19 protein-coding genes are annotated in these 24,382 nt (G+C 33.4%); 13 read left to right on the forward strand and 6 right to left on the reverse strand.

Annotated features, from left to right (window positions below):
• Window positions 1-13: 13 nt before the first annotated feature.
• The 5 genes from AC2A1D_RS10805 to AC2A1D_RS10825 all read left to right on the forward strand — a co-directional run bounded on the left by AC2A1D_RS10805 (window position 14) and on the right by AC2A1D_RS10825 (window position 8,050).
• Window positions 14-2,458, forward strand: a complete 2,445-nt coding sequence (locus tag AC2A1D_RS10805; protein ID WP_484043650.1) for a bifunctional UDP-N-acetylmuramoyl-tripeptide:D-alanyl-D-alanine ligase/alanine racemase — start codon at window positions 14-16, stop codon at window positions 2,456-2,458.
• A 3-nt stretch (window positions 2,459-2,461) separates the two neighbouring features.
• Window positions 2,462-4,621, forward strand: coding sequence for a patatin-like phospholipase family protein (locus AC2A1D_RS10810; RefSeq protein WP_484043651.1), 2,160 nt, complete (start codon window positions 2,462-2,464; stop codon window positions 4,619-4,621).
• A gap of 4 nt (window positions 4,622-4,625) precedes the next feature.
• A complete protein-coding gene (ybeY, locus tag AC2A1D_RS10815; protein ID WP_484043652.1) occupies window positions 4,626-5,033 on the forward strand; it encodes an rRNA maturation RNase YbeY in 408 nt (135 codons plus the stop codon).
• 227 nt (window positions 5,034-5,260) lie between these two features.
• Window positions 5,261-7,123, forward strand: coding sequence for a tRNA uridine-5-carboxymethylaminomethyl(34) synthesis enzyme MnmG (gene mnmG / locus AC2A1D_RS10820; protein ID WP_484043653.1), 1,863 nt, complete (start codon window positions 5,261-5,263; stop codon window positions 7,121-7,123).
• A gap of 105 nt (window positions 7,124-7,228) precedes the next feature.
• The gene (locus AC2A1D_RS10825; RefSeq protein ID WP_484043654.1) at window positions 7,229-8,050 is read left to right on the forward strand and encodes a class I SAM-dependent methyltransferase; all 822 of its coding nucleotides are present in this window, start codon (window positions 7,229-7,231) and stop codon (window positions 8,048-8,050) included.
• Window positions 8,051-8,283: 233 nt separating this feature from the next.
• On the opposite strand, the gene AC2A1D_RS10830 is transcribed toward AC2A1D_RS10825, so the two are convergent.
• Window positions 8,284-9,474: a phosphoglycerate kinase gene (locus AC2A1D_RS10830; protein WP_484043655.1), complete on the reverse strand. Its 1,191-nt coding sequence runs from the start codon at window positions 9,472-9,474 to the stop codon at window positions 8,284-8,286.
• Window positions 9,475-10,089: 615 nt separating this feature from the next.
• Between AC2A1D_RS10830 and AC2A1D_RS10835 the strand changes: the two genes are divergently transcribed.
• From AC2A1D_RS10835 to tsaB, 8 genes are all read left to right on the forward strand, one after another.
• On the forward strand, window positions 10,090-11,667 hold the full coding sequence (locus AC2A1D_RS10835; RefSeq protein WP_484043656.1) for a DUF4139 domain-containing protein: 1,578 nt from the start codon (window positions 10,090-10,092) through the stop codon (window positions 11,665-11,667).
• A 14-nt stretch (window positions 11,668-11,681) separates the two neighbouring features.
• Window positions 11,682-12,116 carry a ribose 5-phosphate isomerase B gene (gene rpiB, locus AC2A1D_RS10840; protein WP_484043657.1) on the forward strand — a complete coding sequence of 145 codons (435 nt, stop codon included), beginning with the start codon at window positions 11,682-11,684 and terminating at the stop codon, window positions 12,114-12,116.
• Between the two features lie 347 nt (window positions 12,117-12,463).
• Window positions 12,464-14,611 carry a ribonuclease R gene (gene rnr / locus AC2A1D_RS10845; protein WP_484043658.1) on the forward strand — a complete coding sequence of 716 codons (2,148 nt, stop codon included), beginning with the start codon at window positions 12,464-12,466 and terminating at the stop codon, window positions 14,609-14,611.
• 467 nt (window positions 14,612-15,078) lie between these two features.
• The gene (locus tag AC2A1D_RS10850) at window positions 15,079-15,765 is read left to right on the forward strand and encodes a LysE family translocator (protein ID WP_484043659.1); all 687 of its coding nucleotides are present in this window, start codon (window positions 15,079-15,081) and stop codon (window positions 15,763-15,765) included.
• A 66-nt stretch (window positions 15,766-15,831) separates the two neighbouring features.
• Window positions 15,832-16,755, forward strand: coding sequence for a S66 peptidase family protein (locus AC2A1D_RS10855; protein WP_484043660.1), 924 nt, complete (start codon window positions 15,832-15,834; stop codon window positions 16,753-16,755).
• A 62-nt stretch (window positions 16,756-16,817) separates the two neighbouring features.
• Window positions 16,818-17,192 (forward strand): YraN family protein, encoded by a 375-nt coding sequence (locus tag AC2A1D_RS10860; protein WP_484043661.1) that lies wholly within the window; start codon window positions 16,818-16,820, stop codon window positions 17,190-17,192.
• 75 nt (window positions 17,193-17,267) lie between these two features.
• Window positions 17,268-18,020: an SDR family NAD(P)-dependent oxidoreductase gene (locus AC2A1D_RS10865; protein ID WP_484043662.1), complete on the forward strand. Its 753-nt coding sequence runs from the start codon at window positions 17,268-17,270 to the stop codon at window positions 18,018-18,020.
• Between the two features lie 84 nt (window positions 18,021-18,104).
• A complete protein-coding gene (gene tsaB, locus AC2A1D_RS10870) occupies window positions 18,105-18,788 on the forward strand; it encodes a tRNA (adenosine(37)-N6)-threonylcarbamoyltransferase complex dimerization subunit type 1 TsaB (protein WP_484043663.1) in 684 nt (227 codons plus the stop codon).
• A 13-nt stretch (window positions 18,789-18,801) separates the two neighbouring features.
• On the opposite strand, the gene porW is transcribed toward tsaB, so the two are convergent.
• The 5 genes from porW to AC2A1D_RS10895 all read right to left on the reverse strand — a co-directional run bounded on the left by porW (window position 18,802) and on the right by AC2A1D_RS10895 (window position 24,230).
• The gene (gene porW, locus AC2A1D_RS10875; RefSeq protein WP_484043664.1) at window positions 18,802-21,396 is read right to left on the reverse strand and encodes a type IX secretion system periplasmic lipoprotein PorW/SprE; all 2,595 of its coding nucleotides are present in this window, start codon (window positions 21,394-21,396) and stop codon (window positions 18,802-18,804) included.
• A gap of 83 nt (window positions 21,397-21,479) precedes the next feature.
• Window positions 21,480-22,034 (reverse strand): Maf family protein, encoded by a 555-nt coding sequence (locus tag AC2A1D_RS10880; RefSeq protein WP_484043665.1) that lies wholly within the window; start codon window positions 22,032-22,034, stop codon window positions 21,480-21,482.
• A 49-nt stretch (window positions 22,035-22,083) separates the two neighbouring features.
• Complete coding sequence (locus AC2A1D_RS10885; RefSeq protein ID WP_484043666.1) at window positions 22,084-22,602, reverse strand: KdsC family phosphatase; 519 nt, start codon at window positions 22,600-22,602, stop codon at window positions 22,084-22,086.
• A gap of 90 nt (window positions 22,603-22,692) precedes the next feature.
• A complete protein-coding gene (locus tag AC2A1D_RS10890) occupies window positions 22,693-23,448 on the reverse strand; it encodes an SIMPL domain-containing protein (protein ID WP_484043667.1) in 756 nt (251 codons plus the stop codon).
• Window positions 23,449-23,477: 29 nt separating this feature from the next.
• A complete protein-coding gene (locus AC2A1D_RS10895) occupies window positions 23,478-24,230 on the reverse strand; it encodes a Rossmann-like and DUF2520 domain-containing protein (protein WP_484043668.1) in 753 nt (250 codons plus the stop codon).
• Window positions 24,231-24,382: the final 152 nt, after the last annotated feature.

A 24,382-nucleotide genomic window follows, 5' to 3' on the forward strand; every position in this document is an offset into this window, starting at 1 on the left:
AAGAAAGGCACCAATGAATTACACAGTACACCAAATCGCAGAAATTACCCATGCTAAAATTATTGGGGACGAAAATCTTGTCATCAAAAACATCGCTTTTGATAGCAGAATTATCTATTCTACAAAAAATACAGCTTTTATTGCGATTAATACACAGAAAAACTCTGGTGAAAAATTTATAGAATCTGCGATAGATAGAGGGATTACTGTGATAATTTCTGAGCATTATCTTCCTCAATTTGAAAATATAACCTGGATTATTGTAAACAATTCTGTAGAATTTCTTCAAAACCTGGCTCAACATCATTTTGAGCTTTCTCATTTAAAATCCATCGGAATTACAGGAAGCAACGGTAAAACTATTCTCAAAGAATGGCTGTATCAATGTTTGTGGAACGAATTTTCTACAGTGAAAAGCCCAAAAAGTTTCAATTCACAGATTGGATTACCTCTTTCGCTTCTTCAAATAAACGATTCTCATCAATTAGGAATCTTTGAAGTTGGAATTTCCAAGCCTCATGAAATGGAAAAATTGGAAAAAATTTTCCATCCTCAGATCGGACTTTTAACGCATATTGGAACGGCACATTTAGCCAACTTTAATTCAGAAGAAGAGCTTATTGATGAGAAAATAAAGCTTTTTGCAAACTCGGAAGTCATTATTTTTAATGGAGATAACTCTTTGGTTGAAAGTAAAATAAATAAAATCTACTCAAGTAAAAAATTAATTTCTTACGGCTTTAAAGAAACCAACCAAGTCTATTTTAAAAATGTATCGAAAGACGAAAATTTTGTTGTAAAATATTTCGATGAAGAAATTTGTTTTCCTGTACATCAAAGAGATGAAGCAACTTTAACCAACGCTTTAGCGCTCGTTACGGTTTTGAAAGAATTGGGAATTGAAAACCATAAAATCGTCGAGAAAATAAATGCTTTAAAAGCTGTTGAAATGCGTCTGGAAGCGATTGAAGGAGTAAAAAATAACATTATTATTAATGATTCTTTTAATCTTGACCTCGATTCTCTTAAAACTGCCCTTCAATTTCTGAATGAATACAATAAACCTAAAAAATCTTTAGTTTTAACGGATATTGTTGGTGTAAATTCAGATTCTAAAGCATTGTATGAAGAAGTTTCAGACTTGGTGAACGAGCAAAAATTTGATTCTGTCTTTCTAATAGGACAAGAAATATCATATTTTTGTGAATTATTTAAAGCTAAAACTTTTACTTTTATTAATACTCAGGAATTAATTGATAGTAAACATCTTACAGATTTAGAAAATCAGCTAATTTTACTAAAAGGTGCAAGAAAATTCGAAATAGAAAGGCTTAAAGATATTCTTGAACTCAGAAAACATGACACCGTTTTAGAAATAAATCTAAACGCGATTCTACATAATATCAATTATCATAAATCTCTGCTAAACCCCACCACAAAAATGATGGCAATGGTAAAGGCAAATTCTTATGGTTTAGGAAGTTATGAAATTTCTGAATTTTTGCAACATCATCATATTGATTATCTTGGAGTAGCTTTTGTGGATGAAGGAGTAGAACTTCGAAAGAAAGGTATTACAGTACCCATCATCGTAATGAATCCTGAACAGCACAGCTACGAAACTGTTGTAGAATACAATCTTGAGCCGGAAATTTACAGTTTCAGAGTATTAGAATTGTTTTATGAAGCAGTTCAAAAATCTGGTTATGATAAGAAATATCCTATTCATATTAAACTTGAAACAGGAATGCATCGACTTGGTTTTAAAGATTTTGAATTAGATGAGCTAAGCGAAACTTTAGCTCAAAAAAATTTAAAAGTTCAAAGTATTTTCAGTCATCTTTCGTCTTCAGATATGCCGACGGAAAAAGAATTCACGATGCATCAGTTAAAAACTTTTGAAAAAAATTCAAATCATTTAATAGAAAAACTAGGGTACACTCCTATTCGACATATTTTAAATTCTTCAGGAATTACCAATTACACCCATCATCAATACGACATGGTAAGAATTGGCATCGGAATGCTTGGAGAATCACAAAATAGTGAAATACAGAAACAATTAAGATCTGTAGTCAGTTTTAAAACGGTAATTTCTCAAATTTCAGACGTAGAAAAAGGAGAATCAATTGGTTATAGCAGAAGATTTAAAACAAAGCATACAACAAAAATTGCCACAATACCGGTAGGTTACGCAGACGGAATTCCTAGATTAATTGGCAATCATGTAGGAAAAGTTGGCATCCATAAAACTCTTGCTCCAATTGTAGGAAGTATTTGTATGGATATGATGATGATTAATGTAGATCACATACCGAATGTAAAAGAGGGCGATACTGTAACTGTTTTTAATGCAAAACCCAGCCTAAAAGAATTTGCAGAATACTGCAACACCATCACATACGAAGTATTAACCTCCATTTCGCCACGCGTGAAGCGGATTTATGTAAAAGATTAACCTATGAGAAAGCTCCTGACGATTTTATTTGCCTTTCAACTGCTTTTGTTTCATTCGCAGGTAAAAGAAAATCTAAAGATTCCAAAAAACCCAAGAATTGGGCTATCTCTTGCAGGAGGAGGTGCAAAAGGATTTTCTCATGTAGGTGTTTTAAAAGTTTTAGATTCTCTTGGTGTAAAGGTAGACTATATTTCGGGAACAAGTATGGGAGCTATTATTGGTGGATTATATGCTTCCGGATATTCCGGAAAGGAAATCGAAAAAATTGTGATGGATACAGATTTCTATTCATTAATTCTAGACCCAAAAGCAAAACGTCAGGAAACTACTTTTTATAATAAATCCGTAGATAAATATCTTTTTTCTATTCCTATCAAAAACGGAAAAATTACACTTCCCTCTTCTATCAGTTCTGGCCAGAAAAATGTTTATCTTCTGAAAGAGCTTTTCAGAAATGTTTCTACTATAGACGATTTTTCTAAACTTCCCATTCCTTTCATGTGTGTAGCAACAAATTTAGAAAGCGGAAACATGGAAATTTTTGAAAAAGGTGATTTGGTACAATCTATAATGGCTAGTTCGGCATTTCCTTCTTTAATGGATCCAGTAAAAATCGGAGACAGTATTTATATTGATGGTGCGATGTCTGTAAATTATCCTTCAAAACCTTTAAAAGATAAAGGCATTGATATTGTAATTGGGGTGGATCTGAACCAAGATCTTTCAAAAAGAGAAGATCTCACCAATATTATTGCCATTCTAAACCAAATCATAGACTTTGGAATCAAGAAAGATACGAAAAGGCAATATCATTACACAGACATTAATATAAAACCAAATCTTGAAGGAATGACCGCTACAAGCTACGACGAGAAGAAAAAAATACTCGATAGTGGCTATGCTGAAGGGCAAAAATATTCTGCAGTTCTAGATCAATTGCCAAAAAAAGAATTCGAACGCCTTAGACAGGTCATAAACCCAATATATTCTAACGTTTATAAGATTGATAGCATTTCGATAGAAGGCGGTCATATTTACGGTAAAAACTACGTTCTCGGTAAGATGGGACTACGCATTCCATCTATGCAAACGTATGGAAGCATCAACAAAGGTTTAGATAAACTAATTGCCACCAACAATTATCGTTTTATTAATTACGATATTATATCAAATAACGAAAATAATTACTTAAAACTTTATGTAACCGAAGATGAAGCAAGACACTTTCTAAAATTTGGTCTCCATTATGATGAAGTTTTTAAGACAGGTTTACTTTTAAATTACTCAGCAAAACGATTAATCTTTAAAAACTCTAACCTTTCATTAGATGTTGTCTTTGGAGATCAGCCACGTTACTACTTAAATTATTTTATCGATAACGGATATATTCCAGGATTTGGTATCTACTCTTCCGGAACAAGCTTCGCTCTTAAAAATATAGATAATAATACAGTTGATGAATGGGAATGGCTACGAAATGAAGCCTACATACAATCTGTCTGGAAAGATAAATTTGCAATTGGCGCTGGAATTAGCCACGATTACTTTGAAGCAGAAATGAACGGAACAAACAAACGCTATAGCCGTTTTCTTAATCCGTATGTTTTTGTGAAAAGCGATACACAAGATGATAAAGATTTCCCTACAAAAGGTCTTTACCTAAATGCAGAAGGTAAGGTTATCGATTTATTAAAATCTCAGGTTGAAAAAAGACTTGTACAAATAAAAACAGATTTCAGATTCAACCTCCCTATTTCCAAAAAATTTGCATACCGACTCAATCTTTACGGAGGCATTACCATCGGCGAATATCTCCCGGAATTCTACGAATACAGATTAGGAGGAATCTTCGAGCAAAACCTCGTAAATTTTAAAACATTCTCTGGGTTTTATTTTGCGCAGCTTAATACAAATAACGTAATCTACGCATCAAACGATATTCAGTACAAAATAAGTAAAAGCTTTTTCCTAAGCGGAAACTTTACTTTTGCAAACCTTTCAGACGATATTAGTTTTGAAGATGCTGTAAAAGTAAATTACAGTTCATTAGGCGCAACCATAGGATACAAATCTCCTTTTGGACAGGTAAAACTAAACTTTGCGCATTCACTTAAAAATAATCAAAAAGGCATATTCAGTGTAATTTTAGGACACTGGTTTTAACATCATGATACAATTCTTTTACGAAAACCTTCCAGAAACAGTAAATCCTGCCTACAAAATTTGGCTTCAGGAAATCATTACAACAGAAGAAAAAAAGTTAGGAGATATCAATTACATCTTCTGCGACGACGAGTATTTGCTTAAAGTAAATCAAGAATATTTACAACACGATTACTATACCGATATCATTACTTTCGATTACGTAAAAGGCAAAACGATAAGCGGTGAGATTTTTGTATCTTTGCAACGCATTTCAGACAACGCTTCTACCCTATCAAAAGATTATGAAGAAGAATTGAGAAGAGTTTTAGCTCACGGTGTTCTACACCTTTCGGGTTATAAAGATAAAACCGAAGAAGAAGAAAAACTTATGAGAAGCAAAGAAGATTTTTATTTAGCTAAATATAAATAATCAAGAAATAATATCTTAAATTTTAAGTTTAATTTTTAGAAGCTATTTCCCGCTCTTCGCACTCGCTATTTTCTTTTTTTCAAAAAGAAAATGAGCTCAAACAAATGCTACGATCGGGGCTAAAAAAACGAGCAAACAAGCGATTTTAGACACCCAATTCAAACAATGTTTCACGTGAAACATTTGTGAAAAAGACGTAAAATTTAAGGCTTAAAACAAGCAATAAAATGATATCAGAAATATATGATGTAATTGTAGTTGGTGCAGGTCACGCAGGATGCGAAGCGGCAGCTGCAGCAGCCAACTTAGGTTCAAAAACACTACTCGTTACGATGAATATGCAAACCATCGGACAAATGAGTTGTAACCCAGCAATGGGAGGAATCGCAAAAGGACAAATTGTAAGAGAAATCGATGCAATGGGAGGTTATTCAGGAATTATAGCAGACAAATCTGCAATCCAATTCAAAATGCTTAACCTTTCTAAAGGTCCGGCAATGTGGTCTCCTAGAACACAAAACGACAGAATGCTTTTCGCAGAAGAATGGCGACTGGCTCTAGAAAATACGCCAAACCTTGATTTTTTTCAAGATATGGTAAAACAACTTATTATCGAGAATAGCAAGGTAGTAGGAGTTGTTACTTCATTAGGAATTGAGATTAAAGGTCATTCTGTGGTTCTTACCAATGGAACTTTTTTAAACGGATTAATCCACGTTGGAGACAAACAATTAGGAGGTGGAAGAATGGGTGAACCCAGAGCTTTTGGCATTACTGAACAACTCGTTTCTTTAGGCTTTGAAGCTGGAAGAATGAAAACAGGTACTCCACCAAGAGTAGATGGTAGAAGCTTAGATTACTCTAAAATGGAGGAGCAAAGAGGAGATACAAATCCTCAAAAATTCAGTTATTTAGATACTCCCAAGTTAACTAAACAATTAAGCTGTCATATTGTTTACACCAACGAAACAGTACACGATATCTTACGTGAAGGATTCGACAGAAGTCCTATGTTTAATGGTACAATTCAAAGTTTAGGACCAAGATATTGTCCAAGTATCGAAGATAAAATCAATCGTTTTGCAGAACGTAACAGACACCAATTATTTGTAGAGCCAGAAGGTTGGAAAACAGTAGAAATCTATGTAAATGGTTTCAGTTCTTCTTTACCAGAAGAAGTACAAATTAAAGCAATGAAGCATATTCCAGGATTCGAAAATGTGAAAGTTTTCCGTCCAGGCTATGCTATTGAATATGACTACTTCCCTCCTACCCAGTTAAAGCATACCTTAGAGACAAAATTGATAGATAATTTATATTTCGCAGGACAAATTAACGGTACAACAGGTTATGAAGAAGCAGCTGGACAAGGTTTAATAGCAGGAATTAACGCTCACAATAAAGTAAAAGAAAAAGAAGAATTTATCTTAAACAGAGATGAAGCTTATATTGGCGTGTTAATAGATGATTTAATTACAAAAGGTACAGAAGAACCTTACAGAATGTTTACTTCTCGTGCCGAATATAGGCTTCTTTTAAGACAAGATAATGCTGATATTAGACTTACAGAAAAAGCATATAATTTAGGATTAGCCAAAGAAGAACGACTAAAACGTGTACACGAAAAAGTTGCTAAAAGCGAAGAACTCGAAAACTTCCTTCGTGAAACTTCTTTAAAACCGCGTGTTATAAATCCAATTTTAGAGTCAATAGAAAGTAGTCCTGTAGACCAAGCTTACAGAGCTGCACAGATTCTTACAAGACCAAACATGACGTTAGAAAAACTTGACGAAATAGATTTCATCAACGAAGTTTCTTCTAATTTCGATGCTGAAGTAAGAGAACAAGCAGAGGTAAATATAAAATACAGAGGCTATATAGAAAAGGAAAAGGAAAATGTTGCTAAACTAAACCGTTTAGAAAACATAAAAATCCCTGAAGATTTTGATTATTCTAAAATATCTAGTCTTTCAGCAGAAGCAAAACAAAAAATGACAAACGTTAAGCCAAAAACAATTGCACAAGCCGGAAGAATAAGTGGAGTTTCGCCTGCAGACATTAACGTTTTATTGGTTTATTTAGGTCGTTAAATCGATTATGTTTCACGTGAAACATACAATCATAAAAAGAGAAATATAATTGAAATTTGAGGCTAAAAACAGCTTCAAATTTCATTTTAAATTAAGACATACAAAATGAAAATAAAAGATCATTTTCTATCTCAAGAAGTATTTGAAATTATAGAAACTGAAACAAAAGGAGTTTTCAAAACCTCCCCTATTCCATCGAATATTTCTAAATATTATGAAAGTGAAGATTACATTTCGCACCATCAAGATTCCGGAAGTTTAAAAGAAAAATTATACAAATTTTTACAATCTTTTAATTTACAATACAAAAAAACTATTCTTTTGGATAGAATTAAAAAAAGTTCTAGAGTTTTAGATTACGGTTGTGGAGCAGGCGAATTTGTAAAATATATAGAAAATGACTTCGAAACATTTGGTTTTGAACCCAATCCTGATGCAAGAACTGCTGCACAAAATAAAACAATCAAAGCTAAAATTGTAAGTGATATTCTAAGTATTGAAGATCATAGCTTAGATGCCATTACACTTTGGCACGTTTTCGAGCATGTAGAAAATCAAGATGAAATGCTTGAAATATTTAATCGCAAACTGAAAGAAAAAGGATTACTAATAATTGCAGTTCCAAACCCTACTTCTTACGATGCTAAACATTACAAAGAATTTTGGGCTGCTTATGATGTTCCGAGACATGTTTATCATTTTTCAAAAAACGGGATGGAAAATCTTATTTCTAAAAAACCAAATTGGAAACTCAGAAAAATAAAACCTTTAGTTCTAGATTCGTATTACATCTCTATGTTGAGCGAAAAATACAAAAAATCACCACTATTTTGGCTGAAAGCTGTACTCTACGGGACAATTTCTAACGTAAAAGCCCTTTTTTCAAACGAATTTTCAAGTTTGATATATATTATCAAAAAAAAGTAGAAAACCGATTTTTAAGCCATTTCTGAAGGTCAATTTTCACCATTTTTAATAAAAAAACTAAAAACCAGACTGTAATTTGTCTGGTTTTCTTTTTTTTGGCTCTCCCCTACTCTTCAATAATTTTTAAAATTTTAGAAATGACCAGAAATAAAATTATCAAGGGAAAAGTTATGTAAATGCAAAATCCGTTGATTAATTTCAACGGATTTAAAAATCTTATAAAAAGAAATTTCTTAATTATTAATTGCAGCAACTCCTGGAAGCTCCAACCCTTCTAAGCTTTCAAGCATTGCTCCACCTCCGGTAGAAACATAGCTTACTTTATCGTCATAACCAAACTGCTTTACGAAAGCAACACTGTCTCCTCCTCCAACTAAAGAGAAAGCACCAAGTTTTGTAGCTTCAGCAATACTATCTCCTAAAGCAGAAGTTCCTGCAGCAAAGTTCGACATTTCGAAAACTCCGATTGGTCCGTTCCAAAGAATGGTTTTAGAATTTAAAATAACATCGTTGAAAATATCTCGAGATTTTGGTCCTGCATCTAAACCTTGCCAAGCTTCAGGGATTTCTCTGATATCACAAACTTTACTTTCAGCATCATTACTAAAGCTCTCTGCAATAACAACATCAGTAGGCAAATAAATTTCTACATTATGTTCTTTAGCTTTTTCTAAAATACTTAACGCTAATTCTAGTTTATCTTCTTCTACAATAGACTTACCAATGTGTCCTCCTAAAGCTTTAACAAAAGTAAAAGACATACCTCCACCAATAATAAGATTATCTACAGCAGGTAAAATATTCTCAATAATTGTAATTTTTGTAGAAACTTTAGAACCTCCAAGTATCGCAGTTACAGGCTTTTCTCCAGATTTAAGAACTTTATCAATGGCATGCAGTTCTTTCGCCATAAGTAAACCGAAAAATTTAGTTTCTGGGAAAAATTTAGCGATTACAGCAGTTGAAGCGTGAGCTCTGTGAGCTGTCCCAAAAGCATCATTTACATAAGCATCTGCCAATTTAGAAAGCTGCTCAGCAAAGGTTTCGTCTCCTTTTTCTTCTTCATTATGAAATCTAAGATTTTCAAGTAATAGAACCTCCCCTGCTTGAAGTTCTGAAGCAGCCTTTTCAGCCTTTTCTCCCACACATTCTTCTACAAACTTCACTTCTTTTCCTAAAACAGAAGAAACTTCATTTATAATATGTTTTAAAGAGAATTCGTTTTTAGCTTCTCCTTTTGGTCTTCCTAAGTGTGCCATCAAAATTACAGAACCTCCATCTGCTAAAATCTTATCTACAGTTGGCTTTACAGCAACAATTCTCGTATTATCTGTAACTTTTAATTCCTCGTCCTGTGGAACGTTAAAATCTACTCTTACTAAAGCTTTTTTATCCTTAAAATTAAATTCCTGGATTGTTTTCATATATACTGGTTTATTATTATCCTGCATTTTTTTTTCAGCAGACCAAAACACAGACCTCTGCAACAAGCAGCGTCTTTATTTTAAAATTTCTCCTGAATTCTCTTCCACAAATGTAAGATTTTAAAATCTCGCAGAAAATGGAAAGTTTCAAAAGTTTTCCAAAAGAATTCCCGACGACCCAACACTTATTAATCAACAATTTTTTTTTTTTTAAAAAGAAAGAATGTTTCTGTTGTTGAGTGATGTGAGTTTTGGGGATAAGTTTAGACCAAAATCTTGATAACATATAATTTTGAAGAAATTCATATTTAATTCACAATATAATTTGCTGTAAATCTGAATTTTCAGTGGCTTACTAACAAATCTTGATAAGTTTTCCACGATTTGAATTATGAATAACTGAATTATGGAAAAACTAAAGAAATGTCTGAGGAAACTTTTTTGAAAAACTTCAACTTTTTTTTGGAGCCAACTTTCACTAGTGAAATTAGTTTGAATAGAAAAATGTTTTTTCGCCAAACTTATCCACAGTTATTCACATTCCTTTTCACATATTGTTGGTTTTTTACTAACAGAGTTTGCGGAAAAGTGTATTTTTACGTCAAATTATATAGTATGTTGAAAATCAGTATTTTCCTTTGTTTATCGGCATTTTCGCTGTTTTTTAGTCAGGATAACTTTTCGCAGACAGAGGCGAAAATCATAGAAGCTAAGATTTATTCTCAAGGTGGATTTTTAAAACAAAGCTTCTCTGCTGAGATTCTTCCAGGCAAAAATTTTATCGTCGTGAAAAATTTTGGAAGGAACGGAAATGTAGATATTTCTTCCTTCAAGCCTAATAAAAAAGTCACGCTTATTAGATTTGAATATTATCATAATAATGCTAGTTTTTATAACGGAAAATTTGATAAATCTAAAGATCATGTTTCGCTACATGATAGTATTGAATTGTATAAAGCTAAAAATATAATTTTATCACAGGAGCTTGCTCTCATAAAGAATTCTCAACATATTATAGAGAAAAACCAAGTGCTTGAGAATCCTTCCTCCGAAGAAATTTTAAAGTTAATAGATTTTAACCAAGTCACTTTGAAGAAGTATTATGCACAGGAAAAGGAAATTCAAGGAAAAATTGGTGAAAACCAATCCGTTCTTTCTCGTCTTGAAAAAGCAAGGTATTCGTCTGAAAATGAATATAATACAGAAAATCAAAATACTATAGTTCTGCAAGTAAGCAGCGACAGGAAGCAAAATGTGACATTTGATGTAAATCAAAGCATTCAAAGTGCAAGTTGGAGACCTTATTATGTTATAAAATCAGAGGGAATTAATTCTCCATTAAAAATTTCATACAAGGCTAAAATTCAGCAGAATACAGGTTTGGAATTTAAAAATATTCCCATAAAGTTGATTAATGGAAATTTTAATACAGAAGATAAACCCTATGAATTAGACCGTTGGTTTTTGCAAACGCAAACTGATTATTATGTTTCTAATCAAGCATTTCAAAGACAGAGAAGTGAATCTAGCTCTCAAGCTTACAGTGTTGCTGAAGTCTCTGTTACCGGAAATAGAATTTCTCAAAGAACGATGAAAACTGAAATTTCTCTGAGAAAAGATGCTGTTTTACCTTCCGATGTAGAGCTCACAGAAGATTTAAATGATTTTGAAGTAGCTACAGCCTACAAGTATTTTTCTACACCAAAAATTGAAAACAAAACTTTTCTTTTAGCTTCAATAAAAGATTATTCTAAATATAATTTTCTCCCTGGAAATGCTGATATTTATATGGATGACATGCAGATTGGAACAGTTCATCTAGATACCAATCAACTAACAAGTGAGATGATAGTAAGCTTAGGAAATGATACTAATGTTTTAACAAAAAGAGAACTGATTAATAAAGAAACTAAAAATTTAGGTGAAAAAGAAAAAATTGAATCTTACACCTACGAAATTACTATTAAAAACAATAAAGACAGCAATATAAATATGGAGCTAAAAGACCAAATTCCTCTGTCTACTGCTGAAAATGTGAAGATTACACTGTTTAATCCCGACAATGCAAAGTATGACCAATCATCTGGGTTTTTAGTTTGGAATTTTAATATAAAACCTAACGAAACTAAGAAGATAACATTCGGATTTAATGTAACTTTGCCAAAAGATTTAAAAACTGTAGAAATAAGATAATAAGTAAAGTAAAAATGAAAAGAAAAATTGCCATTGCAGCAGACCATGCTGGTTTTGAATATAAAGAATATCTGAAGCAACAACTTCAAGACGAATTTGAGATTCAAGATTTTGGAACACATTCTTTAGAAAGTGTAGATTACCCAGATTTTGTACATCCTGCAGCTTCTTCTGTAGAAAATGGAGATAACGAATTGGGAATTTTAGTTTGTGGAAGCGGTCAGGGAGTTCAGCTTTCGGCTAATAAACATCAAGGAATTCGTTGTGCTTTAGCTTGGATGCCTGAAATTGCGGCATTATCTAAACAGCATAATAATGCCAATATGGTTGCATTACCTGCAAGATTTGTAGCAAAAGAATTTGCTTTAGAAATAGCAAAAACTTTTCTAAATACAGAATTTGAAGGAGGAAGACACCAAAATAGAGTCGACAAAATAGCGTTCTGCTAATAACATAAAGGTCTGCAAATCAAACTGTAGACCTTATTTATTTTTTATTTTCTATCTTTGCAGCATCCAATAGTATTACCAGCTGTTGATTCCGTACAAAAAACTTAGCTGTATTTTACAGAAAGTTTATCTCTCCTTCTCCATTTTTTGTTTTAATTTTATAGAAAACTAAATACAGAAACTTTTTAGATTGCCCTGCATATTGAAGACTTTTGCCTTTACGCAAAGTTGAATATATTATGGTCTAAAGATTGTGTACAAGGGAAAAAATTAAAACACCAAATCTAATTATTAATTTAAAATTATCGAAAAAGAAAGATAATTAAGAAAAAATCAAACAAATTAAAATGGCAAAAAAAAGAAAATATATAAGTCAGAAAAACGATCATAAATTGCAAGAAATTGGGAAACTTATTTTGCGTTTTATGAATCAAAATTCCACGAAAGTCTACAATTATAAGCAGATTTCGGATGGAATAGATTATAAAAATCCAAGACAAAGAGAACTTGTGATTCAGGCTTTGCATAAATTGCAAGGTGCCGAAAGAATAAAAGAAACAGAAAAAGGTAAATACATTGTAAACCTGAAAATTGCAGGAACATTAACAGGATTTATCGATTTTAATCAGTCTGGAAATGCCTACGTAAGCGTAGATGGTTTAGAAGAAGATATTTTTGTACACTCTAAAAACGTAAAAGACGCGTTACAAGGCGATAAAGTACTTATTGTAACATACAATTTTAAAGGTAAAAAACTAGAAGGTTCTGTTATTGAAGTTTTAGAAAGAGTTCGCACGGAGTTTGTGGGTACCTTCCAACTCGTAACACACAAAGAATTTGGTTTCGTAGTATGCGATAAAAAGACGATTAATACGGATATTTTTATTCCGAAAGGGAAAATAAACAGTGCAGAGAACGGGAACAAAGTGGTTGTAAAAATGACAGAATGGAAACCTGGAGACAAAAACCCGGAAGGAGAAATTTTGCAGGTTTTAGGAAATCCGGGAGAACACGAAACCGAGATTCATTCGATTCTTGCGGAGTATGGTTTGCCTTATCAGTTTCCAGAAGAAGTGGAAAGAGAAGCTGATAAAATCGACAGGAGTATTACCGATGAAGAAGCTGCAAAACGTTGGGATATGCGTGATGTTTTAACCTTTACCATTGACCCAAAAGATGCTAAAGATTTTGATGACGCCCTTTCCATGAGACAACTGAAAAACGGTAATTGGGAAATTGGGGTTCACATTGCAGATGTTTCTCATTACGTTGTTCCGGGAACGGTTTTGGATGATGAAGCCTATCAAAGAGCAACGTCTGTTTATTTGGTAGACCGCGTTGTACCGATGCTTCCGGAGGTTTTGAGTAATGATGTTTGCTCACTTCGTCCAAACGAAGATAAATATACCTTTTCAGCGGTTTTTGAATTGAATGACAATGCAGAAATTCAGAAACAATGGTTTGGAAGAACAGTTATTCATTCCGACAGAAGATTTACGTATGAAGAAGCTCAGGAAAGAATTGAAACGAAAGAAGGCGATTTGCAGGAAGAGATCAATGTTTTGGATCGTTTAGCAAAGATTTTAAGAGCAGAAAGAATCAGAAAAGGAGCGATTACTTTTGATAGAAGTGAGGTTCGCTTTAATTTGGACGAAAACAATGAGCCGATTGGAGTTTACTTTAAAATCAGCAAAGATTCGAATCATTTAATTGAAGAATTTATGTTGTTGGCGAATAAAAAAGTATCTGAGTTTGTTTCCCTGAAAAAAGGAAGTCCAAGCGGAAACACCTTTATTTATCGTGTTCACGATGATCCAGACCCAGCAAAATTAGAAGCTCTAAGAGATTTTGTTTCTACTTTCGGATATAAAATGGATTTAGCGAACACCAAAAAAGTTGCCGATTCTTTAAACCGATTGTTGCATGATGTAAAAGGAAAAGGCGAAGAGAATATGATTGAAACTTTGGCAATGCGAAGCATGAGCAAAGCAGTCTATTCAACCGAGCCGATTGGTCATTACGGTTTAGGATTTGATTATTATTCTCACTTCACCTCTCCTATCCGTCGTTATCCAGATTTATTGGCGCACAGATTATTGCAGCATTATTTGGATGGAGGAAAATCTCCCGATAAAAACGATTTGGAAGACAAAGCCAAACATTGCAGTTCTATGGAGCGTTTAGCGGCCGATGCAGAAAGAGATTCAATCAAATTTATGCAGGTGAAATTCATGGAGAAACATTTGGGTGAAGAATTTACCGGCGTTATTTCTGGTGTTGCAGAATTCGGTTTCTGGGTTGAAATTCCAGAAAATGGCGCAGAAGGATTAATTAAATTGAGAGATTTAATGGATGATTCTTACGTTTACGACAAAGCAACACATGCTGTTTATGGCTCAAGAACAGGAAATCGTTATCAATTGGGAGACCAAGTAAGAATTAAAGTAGTGAAAGCCAATTTAATTGCAAAACAGCTTGATTTTAAGATTGTTTAAACAATTTTAAATTTAAAATAATATCAAAGACCGCAAATTTTGCGGTCTTTTTTGTTTCTTCTGATGAAAAAATATTTTCAAGCTTATATCAATTTATTGATACTCTTAGCTACCTAAATATGCTCAACATCCAATAAAACTTTGTGATAAAAAAGCTTTTTAAAGTATCACACAAATTAATTTAATAGAGCAGATTTTTAAATATTTCAGTTTCTTTTGTAAAATCATTGAGAATGATTTATTTAAAAATATTTTCAAGCTTAAATCAATTTATTGATATCCTTAGCTACCAAAAATATGCTCAACATCCAATATAACTTTGCGTTAAAATAATAAAGCCGATTTTTAAATATATCTTCAATCAACAAGAAAGCAAAAATTAATTCCATTCAAAACCCCAATAAATTCATCATTTAAAACTCCAATAAAAATATAATCTTTAAATTTGGGTTTGAAACAAAATATAAATGTTTGAACTCATACTTTCTGCCATTGGATTAGGCTTTATGCTGAGTCTCGTATTTATCGGGCCCATCTTTTTTCTTTTAATTGAAACAAGTTTTTCTCGCGGTCCGAAACACGCTTTGGCATTAGATTTTGGCGTGATTACGGCAGATTTACTTTGCATTATTGCAGCTTATTACGCCAGTGCAGATATTGTACAACTTATCGATAAACATCCTGGTTTCTATAGAATTACCTCGATTCTTATCCTCGCTTACGGAATTATTATGATGGTTACAAAAACCAAAATGCATATGCCTGGAGAAGAAAAAATTATCAATCAGAATTATTTTAAAACGTTTATTAACGGTTTTCTTTTCAACCTTCTAAATGTTGGTGTAGTCCTCTTTTGGTTGGTAACAGTTATCGGGGTTCGAAACCAATATCCTGATACAGACAACGTTATTTTGTACTTGGGAATCGTTATTGCAACCTATCTCGGTATTGATTTCTTGAAAATATTTTTAGCAAAACAATTCCACGATAAACTGACTCAAAAATTGGCAAACAACATCAGAAAAGGAGTTGGCGTGGTTTTAATGGTATTTAGTTTCTTCATTTTCCTTCAAAGCTTTAAAATGTTCAACCAGTTCGACAAACAATTGGAAGAAGCCGAAAAGAAAGAATTAAAATACAAGAAAAACCAATAATAGATTAATTCGTATTTGTGTTCTTAGCTGAGTGAAAATTTGCGTTAAAATTAAATACAACTGATAATGAAAATATTCCCGAAATCCCTCAAAAAAGGTGATAAAATAGCCATTATTTCTCCCGCAGGAGCTGTAGATGCTTCTCAGCTTGAAAAAGGCCTTGAAATGATAAAATCTGAAGGTTTTGAACCTGTTTTAGGCGAACATTTGTACACAAAATACTCAAATGGTTATAATTATGCAGGAACTGAAAAAGAGAGGTTAAATGATATGAATTGGGCTTTAAATGATGATGAAATTTCTGCAGTTTGGGCTTCAAGAGGCGGTTACGGTTGTCAACATTTGTTGGAAGGTTTGAATTTAAAAGGTTTTGAAAAAAATCCAAAATGGTACATCGGCTATTCTGATAATACCGTTATTCAAAGTTATTTGATGAAGAAGGGTTTTGCTTCCATTCATGGGCAAACTATCAAAACTTCTAGTTTTGGGGTTACAGAGGAAAGTTATGATTTAATTTTTGCACTACTAAAAGGTAAAAAGCCGAAATATAGCCTTGCTTCTCATCAATTTAATAAAAAAGGGACTATTGAAGGTGAATTGGTTGGAGGAAATTTAGCCCTAATTTATGCGCTTTTGGGAACAAAATATTCGTTTGATTTTAAAGATAAAATTTTATTTATCGAAGACATTGGAGAAAACTTTTATGCACTCGATAGAATGTTGATGAGTCTTGAATTAGCCGGAGTTTTCAAAAAAATTAAAGGTTTAATCGTAGGCGGAATGACCAATATGGGCGATGAAAAGGAAAATAAACAGTACGAAGAAAGTTTCGATGAGTTTGCCTTTAAACTGATTTCAGACAAAATTTCAAAGTATGATTTCCCGACAGTTTTTGCATTTCCCAATGGTCACATTAAAGACAATCGCCCTTTGATTATAGGAAGTGAGGTTAAGATAAAGGTTGAGGATAAGGTAAGGATTGAGTTTTAAATAAACTCTAAAACACTCAAACCCTACGACTTAACGAACTCTCCCACTCTCAAACTCAAAACATGGCAGACCACAACGAATTAGGAAAAGAAGCAGAAAATCTTGCGGCAGAATATTTACTTAAAAATGAGTACAAAATTCTCGTGAGAAATTTTCGTTTTAAGAAAAATGAAGTTGATATTATTGCAGAAAAAGACAATCTGATTATTGTGGTTGAAGTAAAAGCAAGGTCTACAGATTTCTTCATTCTTCCGCAGGAAGCCGTTACAAAATCTAAAATAAAGGCTATTGTTTTGGCTGCCAATCATTTTATGGAAGAATTTGATAAAAACCAGGAAGTGAGATTTGATATTATTTCGGTACTTCCCGACGAAAACAAAATTTTACAAATTACAGAACATATCGAAAATGCTTTTGAAGCGTTTGATGCAAACTAGCTTCTTGCTTTTAGCAAATAGCTTTTAACTTAATAGAAAGCCAAAAGCCAAAAGCTAATGGCAAACAGCAAAATTATGAAAACAATACTCGTTACCGGAGCAACTTCAGGGATTGGAAAAGCAACAGCAGAGCTTTTAGCAAAGCAAGGCAACAGAATTATTATTTGTGGAAGAAGAAACGAAGTTTTAGAACAGATAAAATCTGAGCTTTCTTCTTTAACCGAAATATTTAGTTTACAATTTGATGTTAGAAATTTAGAAGAAGTAGAAAATGCCATCGCATCGCTTCCTGAAGAATGGAAAAACATTGATGTTCTGGTCAATAACGCAGGAAATGCTCATGGTCTAGACCCGCTTTCTTCTGGTAAAACCGATGATTGGGATTCTATGTTGGACGGAAATGTTAAAGGACTTTTGTATGTCTCTAAAACTTTAATTCCGATGATGAAAGAGAGAAATTCTGGTCAAATTATTAATATCAGTTCGGTGGCGGCGAGACAAACATATGCAAATGGTGTCGTGTATTGCGCTTCGAAGAAAGCAGTAGACGTAATTTCCGAAGGAATGCGAATAGAGCTTACAGAATTTGGAATCCGTGTGACCAATATTCAGCCGGGTGCGGTAGAAACAGATTTTTCTAAAGTTAGATTTAAAGGAGATGAAGAAAGAGCAGCAACGGTTTATGCAGGTTATGAACCTTTAAAAGCGGAAGACATTGCCGATGCAATTGCGTATTGTATTAATGTTCCCGAAAGAATCTCAGTTTCTGATATGACTATTTATCCGAAAGCACAAGCCGAACCAAGAACGATTTATAGAAAAGGGTAATTTTAATTTGAATTGCTTCAATTGGAGTATTTAAAAATGTAAATTATCTTTGCAAAATCAATTATCAATTATCCTTCATCAATTATGAAAGTACTGTACCTCGAAACTTCTTCAAAAAACTGTTCCGTTGCTGTTTCAGACAACGAAAATTTAGTTTGTGTAGCAGAAGAAGTTTCAGAAAACTATAAACAAAGCGAATCTCTACATGTTTTTGTAGAATGGGCTTTAGAAGGCGCAGAAATTTCGTTAAAAGATATTGATGCAGTTTGTTTAGGAAAAGGTCCTGGCTCTTATACTGGATTAAGAATTGGTGCTGCGTCTGCAAAAGGTTTTTGTTACGGACTGAAAATTCCTTTGATAGCTGTAAACTCTATGGAAAGCATGATTGAGCCTTTTTTAGGCGAAAACTACGATTATGTGATAACATTAGTCGATGCAAGAAGAATGGAGGTTTATACAGCCGTTTATGACGGCAAAACAGGAAAAGAACTTGCTGAAACCGAAGCAAAAATTTTAGATGAAACTTCTTTTGAAGAATTTAAAGATAAAAAAGTAATTTTTGTAGGCGACGGAGCGAAAAAGGCGAAAGAGATTTTACAACTTCCAGAGGCTGATTTTAGTGAAGATATTTATCCTTCTGCAAAGTATTTGGTGAGAAGAACCTTAGAGAAAATCGAAAATAAAGAATTTGAAGATATAGCCTATTTTGAACCGTTCTATCTTAAAGATTTTCACGGAGTGAAAAAGAAACAAAAAAGCGAAGAATAATCTTCGCTTTTTTTTATTTTGATTTTACAGGCGCCGCATTCGGATTGCTGTTGTTGTATTTCGGTTGATTGGTCTGGTTTTTCATTTGATTATTCGCAGGAACCGGATTAGAATTGGTTTGAACAGAACCTGGAGCTGCTCCTCCCGGAATTCCCGGTGCTCCATTCAGATTTCCTGCCTGTTGCGGTTGTCCTTGAAAACTTCCTGGTCCAGAACCTGGAGCTTGCGGAAGTTTATTTCCTTTGTTATCTGTTGCCTGAAATGCTAAATCACTTTTGAGATAATTCAGCATTTGTTTTGCTTTTTCTCCTTCAGGCGTTTTAGCGTAGTTTAAAACGATTTGCTCCAGCTGAAGAATCATTACCTCTTTCCCACTCGATTTTCCTGCGTTAAATGCGTTTAAAAGAGATAATTTAGGAACAAGAGCATCTTTAGGATTTTTCTGAATCGCTTGTTCTATAATGGTTTGACTTTCGGTGAATTTTTCTGCTTCATATAACGCAAAAGCGGTTTTATACTCATTTTCTGTATCTGCCGATGATTTTACAAATGTATTATTTTTAGGATTTCTCGCAAATTCAGCATAAGAAGTGTACGGATAATCTTTCAGCAAAATTTGTTTTGCTCTTTCTGCAGCTTGAGGATTTTTCTCATAATTCATGGCAAAAATCTCGTACAAAGCTTGCAGCATTACCTTTTCTTCTGGGTTTACATCTACTAAATCGTACAAAGTTTTGGTAGCTAAAGGTGTATTCGTAAAATAGTTTTGATACATTACACCCAAACCTAAAGAAGCGGTATCTCTATCTTTTTTCAATTGGCCAAGTTTATTGGCTTCTGTCGGGATCTGTTCTATATAAAAAGCAGGTTCAAAACGTCTCGGGTTTGGTGCTGAAGTTACGCCTAAAGCATCGTTTTTCAAATCTTCAATGGTCGCCATTTTTTTAGAATAACGCCAGTTGTCTGAAAGCGCTCTTTCTCCCCAAAGTTGCTTAAATGAAGACGTTCCTTTGCTTACTGTACCTGTATTGCTGAAGTAAAATCCTTTTGTAGTAACACCAAAATCTTCAAAAGAATTTCCAGAATTGGCAAACAGTGAATTGGCGTTGTAATCGCCTGTATCAAAGCCTTTTTGTCTCTCGGCTTTTTTTCTTTCTTGCTCTTCTTTTTCTTCTTTAATTTTAAGTTTTGCAATGTATTTATTGAAGTAATCTGTTTTTTGCTCCGTACTCATTTTAGCCAGCGAAAGAATACTGTCGTTTTTCTTAATGAGGTAGTAGTTTTTCGAGATTTTTTTGATGTAATTTCCTTGGTCTTTCAGAAGAATTTTTGAAGGTTCATACGTCATTACAGCCAAAGCAGAATCATAATAAATTCCTGCACCAATGTAATCGTTTTTGTCTAAATAATGCTTTCCGATTTCGTAATATGTAAGACCTCTCACCTGTCCGTCAGAAACCTTTTCATTAAGCGATTTTTTGAAAAATTCCTGCGCTTCATCTTTTTTACCAGCGTTGTTTGCCATTAAACCTAAAGCATAGTAAAATTCATTTTTTCTAGAGCCGTAAGTTCCTTTTTTACTGATTTTTTCTAAATAATCTCTCGCTCCGTCGTAGTTTCCTTTTCCGCTGAAAGTTTTTGCAATTTGAATTTGAGATTTTACTTCAAACTCGAAATCGTTTGCATATTTATACGCTGCCAAATAACTTTCTCTTGCTTCTTCGTTTTTCCCTAATTCCTGTAAAACTTGTCCGCGTAAGAAAGCAATTCTACTTTTTAGTTTTCTGTTTTTGTTTAGAGCATATGCACGATTAAGTTCTTCAATAGCCTCTGTTTTTTTACCATTATCAAGCAAAGCTTCAGAACGGTATATGCTTAATAGTTTATCATAATCTTTTTTTACGCCTTCACTTTTTACCTTTTCCCAAATCTGTTCAGATTTATGGAAGTTTTCCATTTTGGCATACGCTAAACCTTCATAAATTTTGGCTAAAGGAAGTCTTTTATCTTCTTTCATATGCGTGTAAACGTAGTTTAGCGCGTCTAATGCAGGAAGATATTTACCTTGATAAATTCTAGACTGAACAAGAATCATATACGCATCGAAAATGGTACTGTTTACTTCTTCATTTTTACGAATTACAGAGTATTTATTGATTGCTTTTAAAGCTTTCGCTTCAGAAATTTCAAGAATAGTTGCTCCTTTTTTCTGAGCTGGGTCTTGCCCTGGTTGTGCGCCATTAAAAGAATTACTTCCTGGTGAAGGAGGCATTCCTGGGCGATCTTGTGGCATTCCGTTAGAAGACGGTCGGTTTACTTCAGCCATTTTCATAGAGTTTTCTGCAAAGGCTGAAGATTGTCCCAAATCACTACCTAAAGGTTGGTCTTCGTATGTTAAAATAGGGATGTAAGGCGCATAAAAATTGTCTTTATGGGCTTTATCACGGTTTTCAAACTCTGTATTCAAGGCGTCTGTAGCGTTGAAGAGTGTGTTGTAATATGTAGAAAATCCTTTTAAAAATTTATGTCTAGCTTCAGGCTTTTTCACTTTCGTGCTACACGAAGCGACTAAAATTACAGCTAAAAGGAATATGATATTCTTTTTCATTATTCAATATAACTCTCTAATCTGCTTTTTATTATCGCAGACTGATGATTTTGTAAAAATAATAAAATTTTATTTGGAAAATTTCAGATATTTTTCAAAATATGATAAACAAGATGGGTAGGAAGCCCCATAATGGTATAAAAACTCCCTTTTATGTTTTTAATTTTTGCCATTCCGAGCCATTCTTGAATTCCGTAACTTCCTGCTTTGTCGAATGGTTTATAGTTTTTGATATAAAAATCAATCTCTTCATCAGAAATTTCATCAAATTCTACTTCGGCAACATCGGTTTCAGTAATGGTTTTGTCTAAAGTTTTAATGGTAATTGCCGTGTAAACTTGATGTGTTTTTCCAGATAAAAGACTGAGCATTTTTTTTGCTTCGTTTTCATCTTCAGGTTTTCCGAGAAATTGCTCGTCGATGGCAACAACGGTATCTGCAGTGAGAAGTACTTCATCATCAATAAGATTTCGGAAGGCATTGGCTTTTAATTCAGACAAATAAGCAGCAGACTCTCCTACTTTTATATGTTCCGGAACGATTTCTTCGCAGTCTATTTTTACCACTTCAAAATCAAAACCAAGGCTTGATAATAGTTCTTTTCTTCTCGGAGATTGCGATGCTAAAAGGATTTTCATTAATATTTATAAAGTATTTTTGATAAAAGATAATTGTTTTGGCTCAGAATTACACAGACTGCGTGTTATCGTCATGCCATTTTCCTTGAACTTTCATCACCTGTTCAATTACGTCGCGCACTGCTCCACTTCCCCCTTTTATGGGTGAGATATAATCTGCAATTCCTTTTACTTCAGGAACCGCATTTTCTGGACAAGTTGCAATCGCAGAATTTTCCATCATGTGAATATCGGGAAGATCGTCTCCCATCGTAAGAATTTCTTCGTTTTTCAGGTTGTATTTAGCCTTAAAATCTTCATAATCAATCATTTTATTATGTGATTTTGGATAATAATCTTGAATCCCTAAATAATTGATTCTATGCTTCACCATTTCGTCATTTCCACCGGTGATAACACCAATTAAATAATCGTTTTTGAGTGCTTTTACTACCGCATAACCGTCTAAAACATTCATTACACGAGACATATTTCCTCCCGGCATTAGATAAACGCTTCCGTCGGTAAATACGCCATCTACATCAAAAACAAAGGCTTTTATATTTGTTAATTTTTCTTTATAACTCATGTTGATTTATAAGTGATAAATAATAATTGATGAATGATAATAATTCAAATCAATCCTGTTTATCAATTGCTTTTTATTTTGTTAATTATTTTAATCAAGATTATAGGTAAGTCTTACCGTGATTCTTGCTGATTTTTCTTTACTTGAAGTATCAAAATTTCCGCCATAACTGTCTTCATCGGTAGAACCTTTTGCCGTAATTTGGAAAACGCCCATCGAAGCTCCTTTCAATTTTCCTAAATCTCCATCTGCGCTGTTTACAATTTTCTCTGCTCTTTGTTTGGCATCTTTAGAACCGGCTTCAATTAAGCTATGTTTCAGAGAAGCCAAATCAGAATAGGTGTATTGTACAGACGAAGGTTCAAACTGTACTCCACTGTTGATGAGTTCTGCAGTTTTGTCCATCACCGTTTCAATTTTCTTCATTAATTCTGGGTTCTTTCTAGCTCTGAAAAACACATTTTGTGTCGCTTTATAGCCATCGAAAATACTTTCAGATTTTTCTGAACCATCTGCAGCTTTAGTTGTAACTTCTCGATATGACCTTGAAAAATTCACGCCTCCAAAAGCAAATTCGCCTGCTTTAAAACCTTTACTGTAAAAGAAAGCCTTTACTTTTTCTTTGTTTTGAGAGATTAAATTATAGGCTTCTTTAGCATCCATTGCATTGGCGTCAAAACTTCCGCCCCAACTTATTTCGTCGGAAATAAAGTCTTTAGAACCAAGTCCGGTTACAGAAATGGTGTCTTCTTTCTGGTTTCTGTTTTTAAAACTTGAACCTAAGATACACGCCGTTGTTACGATAGCTGCTCCAATGATGAGAGAACGGATGATGTTGGTATTCATTTTCTTATGTTTTTCTCAAAGTTAAAACTTTATGGCAATCGATACATTTTTTTAATGGAAAGATTTAAAGTTTTATAAATTTCCAGACTTTCGTCTTTTAAAAGCTGTTCATGAAGTTCTAAAATTCTTTTGTCATTTCTTACAGCGGGACCTGTTTGAGCAGATTTTGGGTCTATTTCATGAATTTTCTGTACAGTTTCATCAATTAATGGTAAAAAATAGTCGAAAGGGATTTCTTGCTCATCCGAAATTTCTTTGGCTCTTGCAAAAAGATGATTCACAAAATTACAGGCAAAAACTGCGGTAAGATGAATGTATTTTCTCTTTTCGTGGGTACTTTCCATCACGTTTTGAGAAATTTTTGAGGCTAAATCTAAAAGAATCTGCTTGTCTGCTTCATTTTCTGCTTCTACAAAAAAAGGAATTTTGTGATAATCGAGATTTTTTACTTTAGAAAACGTCTGCAAAGGATAAAAACTTGCAATTCTGTACTCTCCTTTTAAAACTTCTTTCGGTAAAGAACCAGAAGTATGCGCCACCAAACAATCTTTTTTAGAAATTATTTTTGAAACCTCTTCCACAGAATTATCACTCACGGCGATAATGTAAAGGTCTGCATCTTCAAGATTTTCAGTAGAATAAGGAATGTGAAGTTCGGAAGAAATTTTCTGCAGCTCTACTCCATTTCTTCCATAGATTTGAGCGACAGGAATATGGTTTACAACAAATGCTTTTGCCAAATGATAGGCTACATTTCCGGATCCGATGATGACTGTTTGCATCAAACAAAGGTAAGGATTTTGGTTGGGTTCTAGAATGCTGAAGTTTTGTGGTTTTTTGATTTTTAATATATTAGAACCAAATTATTGCACGAAAATTGAATAGTAATTTAACTTTCAGTTATTTTTGTAATCCAAAACAATGAAAGCATCTT

Source organism: Chryseobacterium sp. HNCC26DJ239, from assembly GCF_057180445.1.

Excerpts from the sequence above, each read along its gene's own strand:
- AC2A1D_RS10805 (WP_484043650.1), top strand. The coding sequence starts at position 14 with ATGAATTACACAGTACACCAAATCGCAGAAATTACCCATGCTAAAATT.
- AC2A1D_RS10810 (WP_484043651.1), top strand. The coding sequence starts at position 2,462 with ATGAGAAAGCTCCTGACGATTTTATTTGCCTTTCAACTGCTTTTGTTT.
- ybeY (WP_484043652.1), top strand. The coding sequence starts at position 4,626 with ATGATACAATTCTTTTACGAAAACCTTCCAGAAACAGTAAATCCTGCC.
- mnmG (WP_484043653.1), top strand. The coding sequence starts at position 5,261 with ATGATATCAGAAATATATGATGTAATTGTAGTTGGTGCAGGTCACGCA.
- AC2A1D_RS10825 (WP_484043654.1), top strand. The coding sequence starts at position 7,229 with ATGAAAATAAAAGATCATTTTCTATCTCAAGAAGTATTTGAAATTATA.
- AC2A1D_RS10830 (WP_484043655.1), bottom strand. The coding sequence starts at position 9,474 with ATGAAAACAATCCAGGAATTTAATTTTAAGGATAAAAAAGCTTTAGTA.
- AC2A1D_RS10835 (WP_484043656.1), top strand. The coding sequence starts at position 10,090 with ATGTTGAAAATCAGTATTTTCCTTTGTTTATCGGCATTTTCGCTGTTT.
- rpiB (WP_484043657.1), top strand. The coding sequence starts at position 11,682 with ATGAAAAGAAAAATTGCCATTGCAGCAGACCATGCTGGTTTTGAATAT.
- rnr (WP_484043658.1), top strand. The coding sequence starts at position 12,464 with ATGGCAAAAAAAAGAAAATATATAAGTCAGAAAAACGATCATAAATTG.
- AC2A1D_RS10850 (WP_484043659.1), top strand. The coding sequence starts at position 15,079 with ATGTTTGAACTCATACTTTCTGCCATTGGATTAGGCTTTATGCTGAGT.
- AC2A1D_RS10855 (WP_484043660.1), top strand. The coding sequence starts at position 15,832 with ATGAAAATATTCCCGAAATCCCTCAAAAAAGGTGATAAAATAGCCATT.
- AC2A1D_RS10860 (WP_484043661.1), top strand. The coding sequence starts at position 16,818 with ATGGCAGACCACAACGAATTAGGAAAAGAAGCAGAAAATCTTGCGGCA.
- AC2A1D_RS10865 (WP_484043662.1), top strand. The coding sequence starts at position 17,268 with ATGAAAACAATACTCGTTACCGGAGCAACTTCAGGGATTGGAAAAGCA.
- tsaB (WP_484043663.1), top strand. The coding sequence starts at position 18,105 with ATGAAAGTACTGTACCTCGAAACTTCTTCAAAAAACTGTTCCGTTGCT.
- porW (WP_484043664.1), bottom strand. The coding sequence starts at position 21,396 with ATGAAAAAGAATATCATATTCCTTTTAGCTGTAATTTTAGTCGCTTCG.
- AC2A1D_RS10880 (WP_484043665.1), bottom strand. The coding sequence starts at position 22,034 with ATGAAAATCCTTTTAGCATCGCAATCTCCGAGAAGAAAAGAACTATTA.
- AC2A1D_RS10885 (WP_484043666.1), bottom strand. The coding sequence starts at position 22,602 with ATGAGTTATAAAGAAAAATTAACAAATATAAAAGCCTTTGTTTTTGAT.
- AC2A1D_RS10890 (WP_484043667.1), bottom strand. The coding sequence starts at position 23,448 with ATGAATACCAACATCATCCGTTCTCTCATCATTGGAGCAGCTATCGTA.
- AC2A1D_RS10895 (WP_484043668.1), bottom strand. The coding sequence starts at position 24,230 with ATGCAAACAGTCATCATCGGATCCGGAAATGTAGCCTATCATTTGGCA.